The sequence below is a fragment of the Staphylococcus sp. KUGN1 genome (assembly GCF_045984185.1).
GTDB classification, from domain to species: domain Bacteria; phylum Bacillota; class Bacilli; order Staphylococcales; family Staphylococcaceae; genus Staphylococcus; species Staphylococcus warneri_A.
Genome location: NZ_JBJQIL010000008.1, coordinates 18,412 through 36,322, shown reverse-complemented (window position 1 = coordinate 36,322; position 17,911 = coordinate 18,412). Strand labels below are relative to the sequence as shown.

15 protein-coding genes and 3 pseudogenes are annotated in these 17,911 nt (G+C 31.4%); 6 read left to right on the top strand and 12 right to left on the bottom strand.

All coding sequences use genetic code 11. The features are described 5' to 3' along the window. Positions 1–1,945 (bottom strand): KxYKxGKxW signal peptide domain-containing protein (locus ACJQQZ_RS12045; protein WP_408023164.1); only part of this gene is annotated, 1,945 nt, incomplete at its 3' end. 474 nt (positions 1,946–2,419) lie between these two features. After that, positions 2,420–3,064: pseudogene (locus ACJQQZ_RS12040) on the bottom strand (IS6 family transposase). Positions 3,065–3,079: 15 nt separating this feature from the next. On the opposite strand from ACJQQZ_RS12040, the gene ACJQQZ_RS12035 reads away from it, so the two are divergent. Further along, entirely contained in the window at positions 3,080–3,412 is a 333-nt protein-coding gene (locus ACJQQZ_RS12035) for a DDE-type integrase/transposase/recombinase (RefSeq protein ID WP_186364178.1), read from the top strand. Positions 3,413–3,469: 57 nt separating this feature from the next. Next, positions 3,470–3,643, top strand: coding sequence for an IS3 family transposase (locus ACJQQZ_RS12030; protein ID WP_124224414.1), 174 nt, complete (start codon positions 3,470–3,472; stop codon positions 3,641–3,643). A gap of 271 nt (positions 3,644–3,914) precedes the next feature. On the opposite strand, the gene putP is transcribed toward ACJQQZ_RS12030, so the two are convergent. Both putP and ACJQQZ_RS12020 read right to left on the bottom strand, forming a co-directional pair. After that, on the bottom strand, positions 3,915–5,453 hold the full coding sequence (putP, locus tag ACJQQZ_RS12025) for a sodium/proline symporter PutP (RefSeq protein ID WP_019236147.1): 1,539 nt from the start codon (positions 5,451–5,453) through the stop codon (positions 3,915–3,917). A gap of 679 nt (positions 5,454–6,132) precedes the next feature. Further along, a pseudogene (locus ACJQQZ_RS12020) lies at positions 6,133–6,375 on the bottom strand (cassette chromosome recombinase CcrB); the annotation flags it as partial. Positions 6,376–6,548: 173 nt separating this feature from the next. Between ACJQQZ_RS12020 and ACJQQZ_RS12015 the strand changes: the two are divergent. Together ACJQQZ_RS12015 and ACJQQZ_RS12010 are read left to right on the top strand one after the other, a co-directional pair. Further along, entirely contained in the window at positions 6,549–7,565 is a 1,017-nt protein-coding gene (locus ACJQQZ_RS12015) for a hemolysin family protein (RefSeq protein ID WP_029056266.1), read from the top strand. A 217-nt stretch (positions 7,566–7,782) separates the two neighbouring features. Further along, positions 7,783–8,121, top strand: a pseudogene (locus ACJQQZ_RS12010) (HAD family hydrolase); the annotation flags it as partial. A gap of 253 nt (positions 8,122–8,374) precedes the next feature. Here ACJQQZ_RS12010 and cstB read toward each other — a convergent pair. Both cstB and ACJQQZ_RS12000 read right to left on the bottom strand, forming a co-directional pair. Beyond that, on the bottom strand, positions 8,375–9,703 hold the full coding sequence (gene cstB / locus ACJQQZ_RS12005; RefSeq protein WP_015387316.1) for a persulfide dioxygenase-sulfurtransferase CstB: 1,329 nt from the start codon (positions 9,701–9,703) through the stop codon (positions 8,375–8,377). 18 nt (positions 9,704–9,721) lie between these two features. Further along, positions 9,722–10,789: a DsrE/DsrF/DrsH-like family protein gene (locus ACJQQZ_RS12000; protein WP_015387315.1), complete on the bottom strand. Its 1,068-nt coding sequence runs from the start codon at positions 10,787–10,789 to the stop codon at positions 9,722–9,724. A 138-nt stretch (positions 10,790–10,927) separates the two neighbouring features. Here ACJQQZ_RS12000 and cstR point away from each other — a divergent pair, with 138 nt between their 5' ends. Both cstR and ACJQQZ_RS11990 read left to right on the top strand, forming a co-directional pair. Continuing rightward, the gene (gene cstR, locus ACJQQZ_RS11995) at positions 10,928–11,188 is read left to right on the top strand and encodes a persulfide-sensing transcriptional repressor CstR (RefSeq protein ID WP_000456194.1); all 261 of its coding nucleotides are present in this window, start codon (positions 10,928–10,930) and stop codon (positions 11,186–11,188) included. Continuing rightward, positions 11,185–11,943, top strand: a complete 759-nt coding sequence (locus tag ACJQQZ_RS11990; RefSeq protein WP_037555681.1) for a sulfite exporter TauE/SafE family protein — start codon at positions 11,185–11,187, stop codon at positions 11,941–11,943. Before cstR ends, ACJQQZ_RS11990 begins: the two co-directional genes overlap by 4 nt. A gap of 61 nt (positions 11,944–12,004) precedes the next feature. Here the strand turns inward: ACJQQZ_RS11990 and arsC are convergent, their stop codons facing one another. Genes arsC through arsD form a run of 6 tightly spaced genes read right to left on the bottom strand, consistent with a single transcriptional unit; the run spans position 12,005 to position 17,741 of the window. Then, a complete protein-coding gene (gene arsC, locus ACJQQZ_RS11985; RefSeq protein ID WP_015387314.1) occupies positions 12,005–12,400 on the bottom strand; it encodes an arsenate reductase (thioredoxin) in 396 nt (131 codons plus the stop codon). Positions 12,401–12,418: 18 nt separating this feature from the next. Beyond that, entirely contained in the window at positions 12,419–13,711 is a 1,293-nt protein-coding gene (gene arsB, locus ACJQQZ_RS11980; protein ID WP_186364179.1) for an arsenite efflux transporter membrane subunit ArsB, read from the bottom strand. Next, entirely contained in the window at positions 13,711–14,025 is a 315-nt protein-coding gene (locus tag ACJQQZ_RS11975) for an ArsR/SmtB family transcription factor (RefSeq protein WP_002441914.1), read from the bottom strand. Before ACJQQZ_RS11975 ends, arsB begins: the two co-directional genes overlap by 1 nt. Then, positions 14,022–15,686 carry an FAD-dependent oxidoreductase gene (locus ACJQQZ_RS11970; RefSeq protein ID WP_029056261.1) on the bottom strand — a complete coding sequence of 555 codons (1,665 nt, stop codon included), beginning with the start codon at positions 15,684–15,686 and terminating at the stop codon, positions 14,022–14,024. Before ACJQQZ_RS11970 ends, ACJQQZ_RS11975 begins: the two co-directional genes overlap by 4 nt. Next, positions 15,686–17,407, bottom strand: coding sequence for an arsenical pump-driving ATPase (gene arsA, locus ACJQQZ_RS11965; RefSeq protein ID WP_029056260.1), 1,722 nt, complete (start codon positions 17,405–17,407; stop codon positions 15,686–15,688). Before arsA ends, ACJQQZ_RS11970 begins: the two co-directional genes overlap by 1 nt. Further along, complete coding sequence (arsD, locus tag ACJQQZ_RS11960) at positions 17,394–17,741, bottom strand: arsenite efflux transporter metallochaperone ArsD (protein WP_002489605.1); 348 nt, start codon at positions 17,739–17,741, stop codon at positions 17,394–17,396. The genes arsA and arsD overlap by 14 nt, the downstream gene beginning before the upstream one ends. Positions 17,742–17,911 lie beyond the last annotated feature (170 nt).

The following is a 17,911-nucleotide window of genomic DNA, read 5'->3' as shown; positions in this document are numbered from 1 at the left end:
ACGCTGAGTCAGACGCGCTTACTGAGTTTGAGTCAGATACGCTTGTGCTTGTTGATGCACTATCTGATGTGCTTACTGACGTTGAATCACTTGCGCTTACTGACGTTGAATCACTTGCGCTTACTGATGTTGAATCAGATGCACTTGTTGACGCTGAATCAGATGCACTTGTTGACGCTGAGTCAGACGCGCTTACTGATGTTGAATCAGATGCACTTACTGATGTTGAATCAGATGCACTTGCTGATGCTGAATCAGATGCGCTTGTTGACACACTTTGTGAGTTAGCTGTACTTGTTGACGCACTTTGTGAATTAGCTGTACTTGTTGACACACTTTGTGAGTTAGCTGTACTTGTTGACGCACTTTGTGAATTAGCTGTACTTGTTGATGCACTTTGTGAGTTAGCTGTACTTGTTGACGCACTTTGTGAGTTAGCTGTACTTGTTGACGCACTTTGTGAATTAGCTGTACTTGTTGGATCAGTTACATTAACTTTTTGACCATTAAAAAAGTTAGTACCACCTGTCACAGATGTAGAGTACGGATCAAATGTAAACGATGTATCGCCCCCAGAATTAATAGGAACTGTCCATGTCGTTGTTAAACCATAGCCTTGTTTAGCTTGATATCCATTCATTTGATAACCGTTTGCCCAAGTATATCCATTACCTTGTTTAACCATAGGTGTTGTATTTGCTGCTGGATTACTAACCTTTGCACCTGTTGAGTCTGTAATATAGCTCGTGGCAGATGAAGGAGTTCCATATCCGTTACCTAATGTAAACATTGTTTGATTAGATGCACCTGTATTGTATATTGAATAACCATTTGTTAATGTCGTTGGTTTTTCAACTGTTGTTGTTGCTGGATTATCATATGTAACTGTATAAGTAAAAGTCATAGATGTTCCATTATTAACAGTAGTCAATTTATAATAGATAGGAATATTATTATTTGTATCGGTACCCGCACCTGTATAAGTATTTGTAGTAGATGTTGCTGCTGCTGCGAATGTTGTTGTTGCTAATCTACTAAAAGTTCTTAATTTAGTTGCTGAGGTACTGTTAGACGACGAATCACTATTATTAATTGTGATTGCTGAACCTAAATCTTCACTTGTTGCACTGTCCTTGCTTTCTGTACTTGCAGCACTGTCCTTGCTTTCTGTACTTGCAGCACTGTCCTTGCTTTCTGTACTTGCAGCACTGTCCTTGCTTTCTGTACTTGAAGCACTATCTTTGCTTTCTGTACTTGCAGCACTATCTTTGCTTTCTGTACTTGAAGCACTGTCCTTGCTTTCTGTACTTGAAGCACTATCTTTGCTTTCTGTACTTGCAGCACTGTCCTTACTTTCTGTACTTGCAGCACTGTCCTTGCTTTCTGTACTTGAAGCACTATCTTTGCTTTCTGTACTTGCAGCACTATCTTTGCTTTCTGTACTTGCAGCACTATCTTTGCTTTCTGTACTTGCAGCACTATCTTTGCTTTCTGTACTTGCAGCACTGTCCTTGCTTTCTGTACTTGAAGCACTATCTTTGCTTTCTGTACTTGCAGCACTATCTTTGCTTTCTGTACTTGCAGCACTATCTTTGCTTTCTTTAGTAGATGTTTGATCACCTACAGTAGTGCTATTGGAACTTATTTCAGATGTTACAGGCGTTTCTGATGCAGCAAATGCTTCATGATTATTTAACATGTTGAAAGTGAACGCTCCGCCTACTACAGCTGACGTTTTTAGAGCATTCTTCTTGAAGCTTGAATTTTGTGAATTCAAATCTTTTCCTACAGCTACTTTTTGTCCTGCAAAAGGTAGACCCATAACTTTCATAAGTTGAATTTCTCTAATTCCTGCTTTAGCCCAATTTTTTCCTGATTTATACAATCTCACTCTTGCTTTTTCTTCTTTAAAATTTTCTTTAAACCGTTTGATTTTTTTTGTCATAATTTCCCCCATTAATTGAAAGTTTTAACTGTAATATTACCCATTTGACTGAAAATTTTTGTTTTTTAGTACCCTAATACTATCACTGTCACTTTCTAAAAACAATTAAATTTAACTCAATATTTACATTAAAAAATATTTTGTTTTTTTATATAAATTTATTTTAACTACGTTTTATTTTACTCACACTTATTATCTAAAAATAATTAAATTTTTATTTTAATTAATTTTATTATTCTATATTAAAATATCATTCCTTTGATAAGAATAACTCCCATTTTCATGATGCTTATATAAAGTAAGAGGGTATCATTAACTTAAATTGTAATGACACACTCTCACTTTATAGTAAAATATTAATATTTATTATTTTCTAAAAATCTCTCTAAAACTTCATCAATAATAGCTTTTATAGGTTCTGTTGCAAAGTTAGAAAAATATAGCTAATTACCACTTTATCATGTCGTTGTTCCTTTAACTGGCTAACATATGTCTAATTTCGTGGAACGGTGAAAATCCGTAGATCTGAAGAGACCTACGGTTCTTTTTGTATAGAGCGTAAATACATTCAATCCCTTTGATTGTATTTTTTGCTGTATTGATACTTTGATATCTTGTTCAATGAGGTTATTGAGATATTTAGATGTACAATGACAGTTAGAGTTCAATTTAAACGATTGAATTACTTTAGCCATGGCCATCTTCGTTGAAAGTGCTTGATTTGTAATCACTATTTGAGGTTTACCAAACTGTTTAACGAGGCGTTTTATAAACGCATATGCTGAGTGATTATCTCGCTTTTTGCGTAACCAAATATCTAGTTTATGACCATCTGCCTCAATCGCACGATATAAATAACACCATTTTCCTTTTATTTTGATGTATTTCTCATCAATACACCACCTATAATACACTTTTTTTATGCTTTTTCTTCCAGATTTGATACAAAATCGGGACATATTCTTGAACCCAACGGTAGGCTGTTGAGTGATGAACGTTCACACCACGTTCTCTTAGTATTTCAGATATATCACGATAACTTAATACATATCTTAGGTAGTAGCCAACGGCTACAGTAATAACATCCTTATCGAATTGTTTATATCTTAAATAATTCATACAGAAGGCTCCTTTTTGTTAAAATTATACTATAAAATCAACTTTGAAACAGAACCATATAAAGCCTATAAAGGTAAAATTGGAAAAGTTGCGAATAATTTAATCAAACGTCGATTTAAAACTGACCGACTTTATCAAAAAATAGTGACCGACATTACAGAGTTCAAACTAAAAAATGATCAAAAATTATATTTATCAACGTTTATGGATGTATATAGTTCAGAAATCATTAGTTTTTCTATGTCTAATCGAGCTACCTTAGATATAATCATGACACCACTTCAAGCGCTCATTAATCAAAAGCCTAAAATAAACTATCGTTCAACAATACATTCAGACCAAGGATGACATTATCAACACGATAAATATGTAAAATGCCTAAAATATAACAATATTTTTCAAAGCATGTCCAGAAAAGGTAATTGTTTAGATAATGCATTAATGGAAAATTTCTTTGGATTACTAAAACAAGAAATGTTTTATGGCAATCAATTTCAACATTTTGACCAATTGAAACAATCCATTCATCAATATATTGATTTTTATAATAATGAAAGAATTAAAAGGCTTGTCTCCTAAAAATCATAGAAGACAAACCTTCGAAATTATATACTTAACCAAAGTACAACTTTTGGGGTTCAGTACATAAAAACTCATTGTGGGATGTTCTTTAGCAATTTCAATATAAGCATCGTGTAGTAGTAGATAGGTAATGCCAATTTGCTACCATATTAGATAAGTGTTATTGAAATTGATAAAAACTATATACTTCAATAAAATGAAATTTGTAAATAAAAAAATAAGAGATAGAACCACGATTTCTTGTTCTACCTCTTTAAATGATAAAATGTTATTTTTCTTTTACAAGTTTTTTAACTTCTTCTAATTCTTTTTCAACATCTCTATTCGGTTTTTTAGTTATAAGACTTACGATATAAGTCACAATTAAACTTGTTAAAAATCCAGGAATAATTTCATATAAATTAAAGAAGTCAATATATTCTCCTAATGGTTTCACAAAAACAATCCAAATAATGACTACAACTGATCCTGATATCATACCAAAAATAGCTCCTGTACGACTTAATCCCTTCCAATAGAGAGATAGTAATACCAGTGGACCAAATGCTGCACCAAATCCAGCCCATGCATTACCAACAAGATTAAGTATAGTATCATTTGGAGTCCATGCGATTATAATAGATATAATTGCTATAATAAGAACAGATAATCGACCTACTAATAAAAACTCTTTTTTATGTTTTTTTGCAGCTTCTTCGCCTCTAATTAATTTATAGAAATCCTCTGTAAGTGAACTAGAAGTAACAAGTAGTTGTGAGGAGATTGTGCTCATAATAGCTGCTAAAATTGCTGCAAGAAGGAAACCACCAACCAATGGATGGAATAAAATTTGGCCCATTAAAATAAAAAGTGTTTCTGGATCATTTAATTTAACTCCTCTATCTTGAACAAAAGCAATACCTATCAACCCTACACATACAGCACCTATTAAACTAATAGCCATCCAACTAATACCAAATCTTCTGGCAGTTTTTAATTGACTAACAGATTTGATTGACATGAATCGTACTATAATATGCGGTTGACCAAAGTAACCTAATCCCCAAGCAAAGAAAGAAATAATTCCCACAATAGTTGTCCCTTTAAATAAATCTAAATTAGTCGGTTTTAAATTTGCTGCTTGAGAAAAAGCATCAATCCCTCCGAGCTGCATCATGGCTACAATAGGTACCATAACCATCGCAATTAACATAACTACACCTTGAAAGAAGTCAGTTAATGATACTGCTAAATACCCCCCAAAGAATGTATAAGCAATAACAATCACCGAAACTACAATAAGACCAGTATGATAATCTAGACCAAACGCACTATTAAATAATTTACCACCTGAAACCATACCCGAGTGAGTATATAGTGTAAAGAATACAACAATAATACCACCAGAGATAATTTTAATAATATTAGAATTATCATTAAGGCGATGTGTAAAATAGTTAGGTAATGTGATTGAGTCATTCGCTTTTTCAGTGTACACACGAAGTCTTGGTGCTACAAGTATGTAGTTAACATAAGCTCCGATAGTTAACCCAATAGCTAACCAAGCTGCTGATAAACCTGTTGTATAAACCTCTCCAGGTAACCCCATAATCATCCAACCACTCATATCTGAAGCTCCAGCAGATAATGCAGTAACGTAAGGTCCTATATTTCTTCCACCAAGCATATATTCTCTTAAATCTCCGGTTGCCTGCTTATAACCATAATATCCAATAACAAGTAAAATTAGAAAATATACTGCAAGCATGATATATGTCCGCCAGTCAAGATTCACTTGGCTTGATAAAGATGTAGCTAAAACAAACATATTAAATAACTCCCTTATATTTATTTTTGTTACATACAATAATTATACAAAAAACAAGAGTTATTTAAAGGATAAATTTAAATTTTTGGTATTTAATGAATCTTATTAATTGTAAATACTATATTTATGTAGCAGTGACTATATTTTTAATATTAATTTTTAGTATATAATATTCATTGATTTTGTATATAACGATAATAAAAATAAATATACTATATTTGAGTAACATATAAATCGATATATTTGATTTGTCATTTATTAAGAATCCCGTTGACAATATGAGAAAATTCTATATAAAAACTCGTGATAAACGTTGGTGTAACAAGTAAATCCCGGAATCCCACCCATTTTGACGAACAATCAACTCATTATTTATAAGTATTGATGATAGGATTGGGTCTCTGCTTCCTTATATATATTATTTATTTATAAAGAATAACGGGATTTTGGGATTGTGCTTGTACAATCCTTCTGCTTCTTCGAATTTGCAAATCCCATTCCTTTCCCGGTAAAAAATTATCGTGGGATGTTCTTTAGCAATTTCAATATAAGCTTCGTGTAGTTATGAAAATAATTACGACAATGGCTGTTTCATTAGATAAGTGTTATTGAAATTGATAAAGAGAATTCTAAAATTGGTTAGATAAAATAAATGAAAGAATAACAGAATAGTCATTGTTTATTCAATAGTTATATATATAGTTTGCGGCAAAAATAAATACGAAGTGCTGAGGAGCACTTCGTCGAGTGGATGGTTATTAAATAGTTGTTTATTAAAAGCGTTATCCAATTTGAGGATGATGTAAAATTAATTTTTATGATATTCATCTATCCTTATATCAATACGATTGATAATCGTTAGATACAGTGATTTCAATTGCTATTTCTCTAATTCTTCAATATCTTTGAACATTGTCTGTAACACATTAGCAGTCATATCAGTATTATAATGTGGGAATTCCGCTTGTTTACCTTGTTCTAGTAGATAGCACTATTTATATTAGTATTTAAAATTTAAATATTTTGATTATATAAAAAACGTTGATACAATTCATATAATAGTAAGTCTATATTTTTTATTTTGGAGGAACATATTTGGGGACCCTATTTAGTCTGATTACTTTTATATTATTATTAGTCCTAACGGCATTTTTCGTAGCGACAGAGTTTGCTATCGTGAAAGTCAGAGTAACAAGAATTGCACAATTGTTTAATGCAGGAGAGAAGAAAGCAATCGCTGCTAAAAAAGTTGTCGATCATCTTGACGAATACTTAGCTGCCTGTCAATTAGGTATTACCATTACCGCTTTAGGTATTGGTATGGTCGGGGAATCCACATTTGAATTTATTCTAAACCCACTATTCAGTAGTATAGGTATTCCTGAAGCATGGATACATCCATTTACTATTGGTGGTGCGTTTGTTATCGCGACATTTTTACATGTAGTTGTAGGTGAGATGGCGCCTAAGACCATTGCGATTCAAAAAGCTGAGTATATTACATTACTCTTTGCGAAGCCAATCATCTTTTTCTATAAAATAATGTATCCATTTATTTGGCTATTAAATGGTGCAGCACGATTAATCTTGAAAATGTTCAACATGAAACCAGCTAAAGAGAGTGAGGTATTCCACTCTGAAGAAGAATTGAAACAATTAATTCAAGATAGCCATGAAGGTGGCGAAATTAATGACAGTGAGTTACACCATATTAATCAAGCATTTAAATTCGATAATTTAGTCGCAAAAGATATTATGATCGATCAAGAACATGTCAAAACACTCAATTTAAATACGCGTTTTGATGATGCGATTCAACAAATTAAAGTAGATGCATTTACAAGATATCCAGCTATTAAAGATGATCAAATTTTTGGTTTTATCCATTCCAAATCATTATTTAATGTGGATCAGCCATCTAAGTTAGCGACATTTGTTAATCCAATTATCAACGTTAGACTGAATACGCCATTGAAGCACATTTTGGAAATAATGAAAAAGAAAAAAGTTCATATTGCTGCAGTTTATGATAATGCTGATTTCAAAGGTATCATTACTTTAGAAAATATTCTTGAAGAAATCGTTGGCGATATTGAAGATGAATATAATTAATACAACTGTTTATACTGACCCTATCATTGAGATTTGAAAGTTTGAATGATAGGGCATTTTTTATTTACCAACTTTAAACTTTGACATCCGACTCAATTTGTAACTATAACGATTACATGAAATGAGAAGATTGAAAATTAGTAATCGTTTTACTGTAGTTGGCGAACAAGTATCATTGATTAAACGAATCATTTAAGACTAGACGATTCATTGTTATGGACATATTCATTATGACTATCGTATTGAATATTTACGTAAACATATTCAAGCTGCTATCGAAGCAGTAGCTAAAGACGTTGATAAAGGAAAAACGATTCGTTTTTTACAAAATTTATTAAATATAAGTAGTGAACAAACGATTGTATTAAGTGATGGTTTAAATGATGTTCCTTTATTTGAGCATGCACGATACAAAGTTGCTATGGACAACGCTTATCCAGAACTTAAAAGTAAAGCAAATTTAATTTCAATTAATAATGATAGAGATGGCGTAATAGAAACATTGAATATATTACTTATAAATGACGATAATCATAGTGAATGCAACAATATGTAATTAACTTTTATACGATAAACCGCATCATAAAGGAATTTTGAACGTATCAGAACATATGAGGTTTATAAGAATTGCTGTTATGTTTTTTGAACACATCAATAAACAAAAAAGGTATGCACTATGTAAAATATTTATTAAATGATATAAAGCGAGGATACATAAATGATTTTTAAATAGATATGTATCCAATAATATAAAAAGGGACTATAAGCTATATCTAACTACTTATAGTCCTTCTTCATTAGTATAAATATTAAGAAAGGTGTATATCTTTGTAACCTTCATTTACATTAATAATGTTGTGATAACCTTTATGTTCTAAAATACCAATAGCTATCGAACTTCTAATGCCAGACTGACAGTGTACATAAATAACATCGTTTTTATTGAAAGGTAAATCTGTTTCTAAAAGTTTGCTGTGTGGTACATGAACCGCTTGAGATAAGTGGCCATTATTCCATTCATTATCATTACGTACATCTAATATATGTGATTCGTTACCTGTAATGTCTTCACTATGAATGGAACGTGTTTGAATCTTAGATTGAGGTAATTGATATCCAGCAACATCATCGTATCCAATGAGTTGTAAGGTGTGTGTTGCTTTTGAAATAAGGTGATAGTCTCCAATCAAGTTAATTTCTTGATCATAGTTTAGATACCAGCCAATTTGATTGATGAAATTTTTATCATATGGAATATTGATTGTACCTTCAATATGTCCACCATGATAAGCCTCCTTACTGCGGAGATCAAAAGTTAATCTGTTTGTATTTGTAGTTGGATAAACCGTATAAGGTTGATATAAATTCATACCGAATTGATTAATTTTTTTCATTTGTGCAAAATGATGTGGTGGTGCAGGTTGATCAGAAATGAGTTTATCGATAAAGGTAGCTTCGTTATTTTCAAAAAAAGCCCAGTTCGTTTGTTTTTCATAGCCAAGCGTAGATGTTGGAATAGCACCTAAAGATTTACCACAAGGACTACCAGCGCCATGGCCAGGCCAAATTTGAATGTAGTCTGGCAAGTCTTTAATACTTTTAATCGATTTAAACATTTGTTTAGCGCCTATTTCAGATGATCCTTCTACTTTAACCGCTTTTTCTAGTAAATCAGGTCTACCGATATCTCCTACAAAAATAAAATCACCACTGAATAGTCCCATTGAAACTTGTGCTCCAGCACCTTCGTCAGTAAGTAAAAAACTTATACTTTCTGGCGTGTGACCAGGTGTATGAAGCACTTTTAATTTTATATTTCCTACATAAATATCGTCATTATGTTGAACAAAATGAGTGTGGTTAGGCATATTTTTATAACCTAATGTGTCATCACTTTCACCTGATACATAGATATTAGCATTTAACTTTATAGCAACATCTCTAATTCCTGAAGCAAAATCTGCATGTATATGTGTTTCAGCTGCATGAGTAATGGTTAAACCTTCTTCATCAGCAACTCGAATATATGAAGATAAGTCACGAATAGGATCAATAATCATGGCTTCTCCAGTTTTTTGACAACCGATTAAATAAGATGCTTGAGATAAATGTTTATCATAAAATTGTTTAAAAAACATAATATCATTCCTTTCTAATTATATAAATAAATTGTGATTAGCTTGTTCTGTATATCCAATATATGCACCTACGCCACCGTATTCTACATCATCGCGTAATTCTTCTTTTGTAATGCCCATCACATCCATACTCATTGTACAAGCGATAAGTTTAACACCTTGCTCAACTGCTTGATCAATAAGAGAAGGTAAAGTATCGACATTTTTCTTTTTCATGACATAACGCATCATTAGATTGCCTAAACCAAACATATTCATTTTAGAAATAGGCATGTTAATTGGTGAATTTGGAAGCATGAAGTCAAAAAGTTTTGCAATACCTTTTTTCTTAATACGTTGACTTTGAATTTTTTTAAGTGCATTTAAGCCCCAAAATGTGCAAAAAATGGTTACATCTCTCCCTGCGGCTTTAGCACCATTAGCAATAATCATTGCTGCAACTGCTTTATCTAGCTCGCCGCTAAATAAAACAATCGTTGTTCCACTTTTCGTGTGTGTCACTTCTATATTTTTATTTTCTTCTTTTTGAATAATAGCGCGAATTTCATTACCAGAATCATTGAGTCTAACAAGTGTATGTCCAGTTTGTTTGACCCAACTTTTAATATCATTTAAAAATCCGTGATCAGTCACAACAACTTCTATTTGATCACCAATAGCGATGTTTTTGATTTCTTTACTAATATTAACAATAGGTCCTGGACATTGTAGATTACTATAATTGAACATCTTACGATTATCTTTAATTTCTCTATCTTCTTTTACTTTAGATAAATTATCATTATGATGTTGTTGTTCGTATGCGGTATAACCTCCGTCTAAATTCACCACATCGTATCCACGTTGTGCAAGAAATTGACTGGCTTTTCTACTTCTATTACCACTTTTACAATAGATATAGTAAGTTTTATTTTTGCTTTGTTTAAAAGTCTCTATATTTTCAACTGAATGTAATAAAGCATTTTTAATGTGTCCTAATTCAAATTCTTCAGGCTGTCGAACGTCAATTAATTGACCTTTAGAACCCAATTCTTGTAATTCTTTTTTAGTGAAATCATTAATGTGTTTCGTTTTATATTGTGACATAATTACCTCCTTTTAAATACCTATGGGGGTATATTATAACGAATTAGATAGTTTGTCAAATACCTATGGGGGTATTTGACAAACTAAAATTTAATCAATATGATGTAATTATTAAAAATGAATGTGGAGTGAAATATATTGGAATATAATAAAAAGATGATTAATCGTATTCATCGCATACAAGGACAGCTTAATGGAGTCATTAAAATGATGGAGGAAGAAAAAAATTGTAAAGACGTCATTAGTCAATTAAGTGCCTCTAAAAGTTCTATTCAACGGTTAATGGGTATTATCATTAGTGAAAACTTAGTAGAATGCGTCAAAATGTCTGAAGAAAATAGTGAAGATTCTCAGGCACTAATTAATGAAGCAGTTGAATTATTGATAAAAAGTAAATGATAAGTATAACAACAATTATAGTAATGTTAGTTATTGGTATCTTAGGAGGATTTATTTCTGGATTAGTCGGTATAGGGGGAGCCATTGTTATTTACCCAGCTCTCTTATTATTACCACCATTATTTGGTTTACCTACTTATAGTGCTTATATTGCTTCAGGATTAACTTCAAGTCAGGTTTTTTTTAGTACATTGAGTGGATCTTTAAACGCATATAAAAATAAAAATTTTTCTAGAACGCTTATACTTAATATGGGAAGTGGAATGGTAATAGGTAGTATGCTAGGTGCAATCTTAGCGAATTTAATAAATGTTCAGTTTGTTAATACGGTTTATATTATTATTGCATTACTAGCTCTTATTCTAATGTTTATAAAAGTTACACCATCTACTAGTCATATTAAGTTTAATCGTCTACTTTTAATTACAATAGGTGGTATCATCGGTTTGGTATCTGGTATTGTAGGAGCTGGTGGCGCATTTATTATTATTCCAGTACTACTTGTTATATTTAAATTACCAATGAACATGGTGGTTACAAATAGTATTGTAATTGCATTCATTTCTTCTATTGGAGCATTTATGATTAAATTATTACAGGGGTATATTCCTATCAATAGTGCAGTACCGTTAATTTTAGGTAGTATACTATTTACGCCTCTAGGTATGAAAATGGGTCAGAAAATACCTGACTATATTCAAAAAACGATAATATGTATTTTAATCGTCGTTGCAATTATTAAGTTGATATTTTGAAGTTATTTTATAATAAAAAGTCTATTAAAAAGCGTCTCAATGATATTGAGACGCTTAAAATTTATCTAGCCTTAAATGAGTCAATGGCTGCTTTGATTTCATCTCTAACACGTTGGAATTCTGACCAAGGTTTGCCAGCAGGATCGTCAAATCCCCAATGTTCCTTCTTTACATTAGGCGGCAATACAGGACAGTTTTGATCAGCATCGCTACATAGAGTTACTACTAAATCAGATTGGTTTAGTATATTTTTGTCAATTAAATTAGAAGCATGATTTGATATATCAATTCCAACTTCTTTCATAGCTTCTATTGCTTTTGGATTTACACCGTGTGCCTCAATACCGCCAGAATATACTTGCCATTCATCTCCTAAGATTTTTTTACCCCAGCCTTCAGCCATTTGGCTACGGCATGAATTACCTGTACATATAAAATAAATTGTTTTTTTATCCATAAATAGTTTCCTCTTTTTTTAGAAAATAATAAGTGTTAGATATAACCCTAACAGTGTGATAAATAATACCGGAATCGTTATAATAATACCGATTTTAAAGTATTGTCCCCAAGAAATTTTAACACCTTTTTGAGTAAGCACATGTAACCAGAGAAGTGTTGCTAACGAACCAATTGGTGTTATTTTAGGTCCTAAATCAGATCCGATAACATTCGCATAAATCATGCCTTCCTTGAGTATGCTTGTTGTTTGAGATTGACCAATCGCTATTGCATCTATTAAAACAGTTGGCATGTTGTTCATAATGGATGAAAGGAATGCAGCTATAAAGCCCATGCCCATGATACTACTAAATAAGCCGTAATTTGAAATATTTGTTAGTACATCACCAAGAAGCGTTGTGATGCCCACATTTTTTAGACCAAATACCACAAGATACATACCAATAGAGAATAAAACAATATTCCATGGCGCACCTTTAATTACTTGTTTCGTATGCACAGCCTTAGACTTACGTGCTAATAATACAAATATTAAAGCAATGATACCAGCAATAATTGATACTGGAATATTTATAAACTCACTTATTAAATAACCAACTAGCAATACAGTGAGTACAATCCACGAGATATTAAAAAGCTTTTTGTCCTTAATCGCTTCTTTTGGTTCTCTAATATTTACTGCATCAAATTTTCTTGGGATAGACTTTCTAAAATAAAGCCATAAGACAAGAATACTTGCGATTAAAGAGAATATATTAGGTATAATCATTTTACTGAAGTACTCAACAAATCCAATATCAAAGTAATCAGCAGAAACAATATTAACTAAATTACTAACAATTAATGGAAGAGACGTAGTATCTGCAATAAAACCACTAGCAATAATAAATGGGAATATCGCTTTTTTATCAAATCCTAAACTACGTACCATTGCTAAAACAATAGGCGTCAGTATTAAAGCCGCACCATCATTTGCGAAGAAGGCTGCTACAACTGAACCTAAGAGCATGATAAAGATAAACATTTTCAAGCTATTACCCTTTGATGCTCTTACCATATGTATGGCAGACCATTCAAAGAATCCAATTTCATCTAATATGAGTGAAATAAGAATAACTGCAACAAAAGTTAAAGTCGCATTCCAAACAATTCCAGTAACTTCTAGTACGTCTGAAAAGCTTACAACGCCAGTGATTATAGCAACTACAGCACCAATTAATGCAGTAATACCAATATCTAGACCTTTAGGTTGCCATATAACAAAAATTAACGTTAATACAAATATTGTGATTGCTAATATCGTCATCATTAACACTCACCTTTCTCTACTGTTTCACATATACATGGGACAGTACTGGAACTCAATAGAGTGAGTCGTGATGTAACGTTATCCAATACGTCATGATTCAATTTGTATAAAATTTTATTACCATCTTTTCTGGATGTAATTAAATTATTGTCTTTTAATACTTTCATATGATGACTTAATGTGGGTTGAGAAAAAGAAAAATGCTCTAATAAATCACAAGCGCATAATTCACCGCAAGATAACAAGTCTAATATTTCAAGACGGCTACTATCAGCAATCACTTTTAAGTATTGTGAAATTTCTTTATAATTCAATTTTTCTTCTTCCTTTCTACTTGAAACCTTTTATAACGTTGATAATTTTTATTACCACCTGACAAATTAAACACTTGTTTAAAACCTAAATTAATAAGTACGTTTTGTGCAGCATTCCCAGTAGTACCTTTATTACAGTAAGTCACTATCTTTTGATTTTTATCTACTGTTTTTGCATAACTTCTCAATATTTTCAATGGGACGTTAATCGCTCCATCAACATGATTAACTTCAAATTGCTTTGGAGAACGTACATCTAAAATCAATAAGTCATTATTTTGTTTCATGACTTCTTCAGGCGTTATAATTTTGCGTCCTCGAGTAATATTGTGTCCAATCATCCCTGTATAAATAACAGGATCTTTAGTTGTAGAAAAAGGAGGCGCATATGCTAAATCTAAATGAAATAAATCTTCTGCATGGGCACCAAACGTTATAGCAGTAGCTAGTACATCTATTCTTTTATCTACACCTTCATACCCAATAATTTGGGCACCCAGTAATTTAGAATTGTTTTTATCAAATATAGCTTTAATTACCATTTCTTGACCTTGCATATATTCTGGACGATTCGGTTTCACATTGTGTAATACGTCAATATCAATATCTAAATCAATAGCTTCTTTTTCAGTTAAGCCTGTTTGGGCAATTGTCATATCAAATATACGAACAATGCCTGTTCCTAAAATGCCTTTATGTTCTAGATTTCCACCAGTTAATCGATCTCCTAAAATACGTCCCATTTTATTTGCTGTAGAACCTAACGGTCTATATATAGGGTCACCAGTAATTAAATTATAACTTTCTGCTACATCACCAATTGCATATATGTGAGGAATATTTGTTTCAAAATACTTATTGGTTTGTATTGCTCCAGATTTTCCAATATTAATACCAATTTCTTTAGCTAATTTAGTATTTGGTATGACACCAATTCCAATAATGATTAAATCTGTATCAATTAATTCGCCAGTTTTTAAGCTCACTCTATTTATTGTATGATTTTCATCATAATCAATAATATCTATTTCATTATTGGTATATACGTTAGCTTTATCTTCAATATATTCTTGAATCATAAAACTGATATCGTAGTCTAAATGAGGCATAAAAGTACTACGTTGAATAATTGAAGTATTGTAATTAGATAATTGTTCTAACATTTCTAGACCAATAAATCCACCACCAATGATTGTTATATTCTGAACATCATTGTCCTCAATATAATTATAAATTGCTTTCGCATCATTAATATTCTTAACTTTAAATACATTGTTATATTCTTCGCTATTTAATTGAGGAAGTTCCTTAGGCGATGAGCCTGTTGCTAATACTAATTCGTCATATTCTTGAATCATCTTTTCATCATTTACTAAATTGGTAACAGTTATTGTTTGATCAGTATCATTTATCTGATTCACTTCATATTTTGTATAAATATCTATATTAAAGCGCTCTTTAAACCATTTAGCATTTCTTGGCGTGAGTTCATCAATATCAGATACATTACCGCCTATATAGTAGGGGATACCACATACTGAATACGAAATATCACTATCTTTATCAAAAACGATAATTTCCACATCTTCACTATTTCTTCTTGCTTTAGCCGCGACACTTGTACCGGCAGCAACTGAACCGATGATTACAATTTTTTTAATTATGATAACCCCCCATAAGGTATGACAAAATAATTGTCAAAACTTTCATTTTTAATCTTGTTTATCCAAAATGATTCATCTTCTTTTTTGTTACTAAAAAGGTCATCACGTTGATTTAGCGTAACTAACGATTGATTAACAACCCACCAATTATGGCCTATATTAGCTCTATTTAAATCTTCTACTAAACGTTTAGATTCTAAATAAGGTGTTTTTTCTGCTAGTGTTACGATTATCATCTGTGTTAAATTTTTATTTTGAATTTTAGGTAATAATGTTTCAACATTACTGGTAGTTTGAGTTGATTTTTTCTTTAATTCTCTATGATGATTTTCACTAGAATCAAGTAACAGCAAGGTATGGCCTGTAGGAGCTGTGTCTACAATGACGTAATCCATGTCGTCTTGATTCTCCATAATGTCACTAAAGGCTTTGAAAAATGCTATTTCTTCTGTACAAGGTGATTTTAAATCTTCCATAATATAATCAATATCGTCTTGTGGTGTATCATCATTCACTGTGGCTAGTACTTCTTTTTTATACTTTTCTAATGCTTGTTCTTCATCAATATAAGCAGTATTTAAATTACTTGTAGTTTCAACATTAATTTCTTTAGTAGGGTCAGTAGTTGCTAAAAGAACACGATATCCTTTATTAGATAATGCTGTAGCTAATTGCGTTGCTACTGTCGTTTTACCAACGCCACCTTTTCCCATTGTAAATAAATATTGAACTTTACTATTTTCAATTTCATCGATTAATTTATTGAATTGCGGATGATCTTCAACAATAAAGTCATCATTTTCAATTAAGTTATCATCATTTAATAGATTAGTTAAATTTTCTATACCTTCTTCTTTCTGCTTTTTATATGGAACGTAATAAGCATGATTGTTATTTAACCATTCAGTAAAATGATTAATGTTTTTATCTTGTTCCGATTTCATCTGACTCGAAATTAAACCGTGACTTTCTTCTATATAGTTGTTAATGATTACTTTGAATTTAGAAATTGACAGTTGTTGTAATTCTTGTTGCGCTCTTTGAATTTCATATATAGAAGAGTGAGTAGGTCTCGCAACTAACATCATGGTCGTATCATCTTGGTTACGTAGTTTTTCAAGTGCTGAATTATATTTAACTCTATTTTCATTTAAACCTGATAATTGACCTAAGCAAGAAGCGTCATTACTCGTTGTATTTAAATAATCTGTCCATGCAGAAGGTAATTCAAGCATTCTCAAAGTGTGACCTGTGGGAGCTGTATCAAATATAATGAAATCAAATTCTTGTTCTAAAGTTTTATCGGATAAAAAATTTGTAAATTCATTAAATGCTGCTACTTCAACTGTACATGAACCACTTAACTGTTCTTTCATTTCAGCAAGCACATCTTCTGGTAGAATACCCTCATAAGGTTCTATAGATTGTGCTTTATAATCGTCTGCAGCAACAATCGGGTCGAAATTGGCTATAGAGAGATTAGGTATAGGTTGATATTTAGTTAATTTATTAGATAATTCCATTTGAAATACATCTTGTAAATTACTAGCTGGATCAGTACTTACTAAAGCTACTTTCTTTCCATTCTCTGCTAAGTTTAAAGCAATAAAACTTGATATCGTTGTTTTGCCTACGCCACCTTTACCAGTAAAAAACAAATATTTTGTTAACTCAATGTTATCTAAATTCAATTTATTTAAGTATTTAACAGCATCCATTTCCACCACAGCATCCTCCATTTCTCATTTGATTAACTGTAATAATTTCATCGGCTTCTTCTTGGGTAATATAAGCGCCCGTTTTAGTTATATTGCCTTCTATAAAAGTGATGGGTAAAACTTCATCACCTTTTTCTTGAATTAAACGAATAACTTCTTGATTTTTAATGAATTCATTCGGATTGTTATTCATATTATAACGTTGAACTTCTATTTGATTTTGCTTTAAATATTCATTGATTTGGTTCGCTTTTATTAGTGTTTCATCCGGTTCTGGACCACATACGCCAGTAGAACAGCACATAGCTTCTTCGTATATTTCAATATTTAACATTATACTCACCTCATTAATTAATTTACGATTATAGACTAACATCTATATAGATGGATGTCTATGTTTTTGCTTGAGTTTTAAAAATTTTACTAAATTTAATTCTTAATAATACAATTTATAAAAAAATTATTTTAATATTTCTGTGAGCAATACCTAAGTTTATGTAAAAT

Coding starts and splice junctions, on each gene's coding strand:
- arsB (WP_186364179.1), bottom strand. CDS start 13,711: ATGATGACGATATTAGCAATCACAATATTTGTATTAACGTTAATTTTT.
- arsD (WP_002489605.1), bottom strand. CDS start 17,741: ATGTTAAATATTGAAATATACGAAGAAGCTATGTGCTGTTCTACTGGC.
- arsA (WP_029056260.1), bottom strand. CDS start 17,407: ATGGATGCTGTTAAATACTTAAATAAATTGAATTTAGATAACATTGAG.
- ACJQQZ_RS12000 (WP_015387315.1), bottom strand. CDS start 10,789: ATGTCACAATATAAAACGAAACACATTAATGATTTCACTAAAAAAGAA.
- ACJQQZ_RS12030 (WP_124224414.1), top strand. CDS start 3,470: ATGTCCAGAAAAGGTAATTGTTTAGATAATGCATTAATGGAAAATTTC.
- putP (WP_019236147.1), bottom strand. CDS start 5,453: ATGTTTGTTTTAGCTACATCTTTATCAAGCCAAGTGAATCTTGACTGG.
- cstB (WP_015387316.1), bottom strand. CDS start 9,703: ATGTTTTTTAAACAATTTTATGATAAACATTTATCTCAAGCATCTTAT.
- ACJQQZ_RS11990 (WP_037555681.1), top strand. CDS start 11,185: ATGATAAGTATAACAACAATTATAGTAATGTTAGTTATTGGTATCTTA.
- arsC (WP_015387314.1), bottom strand. CDS start 12,400: ATGGATAAAAAAACAATTTATTTTATATGTACAGGTAATTCATGCCGT.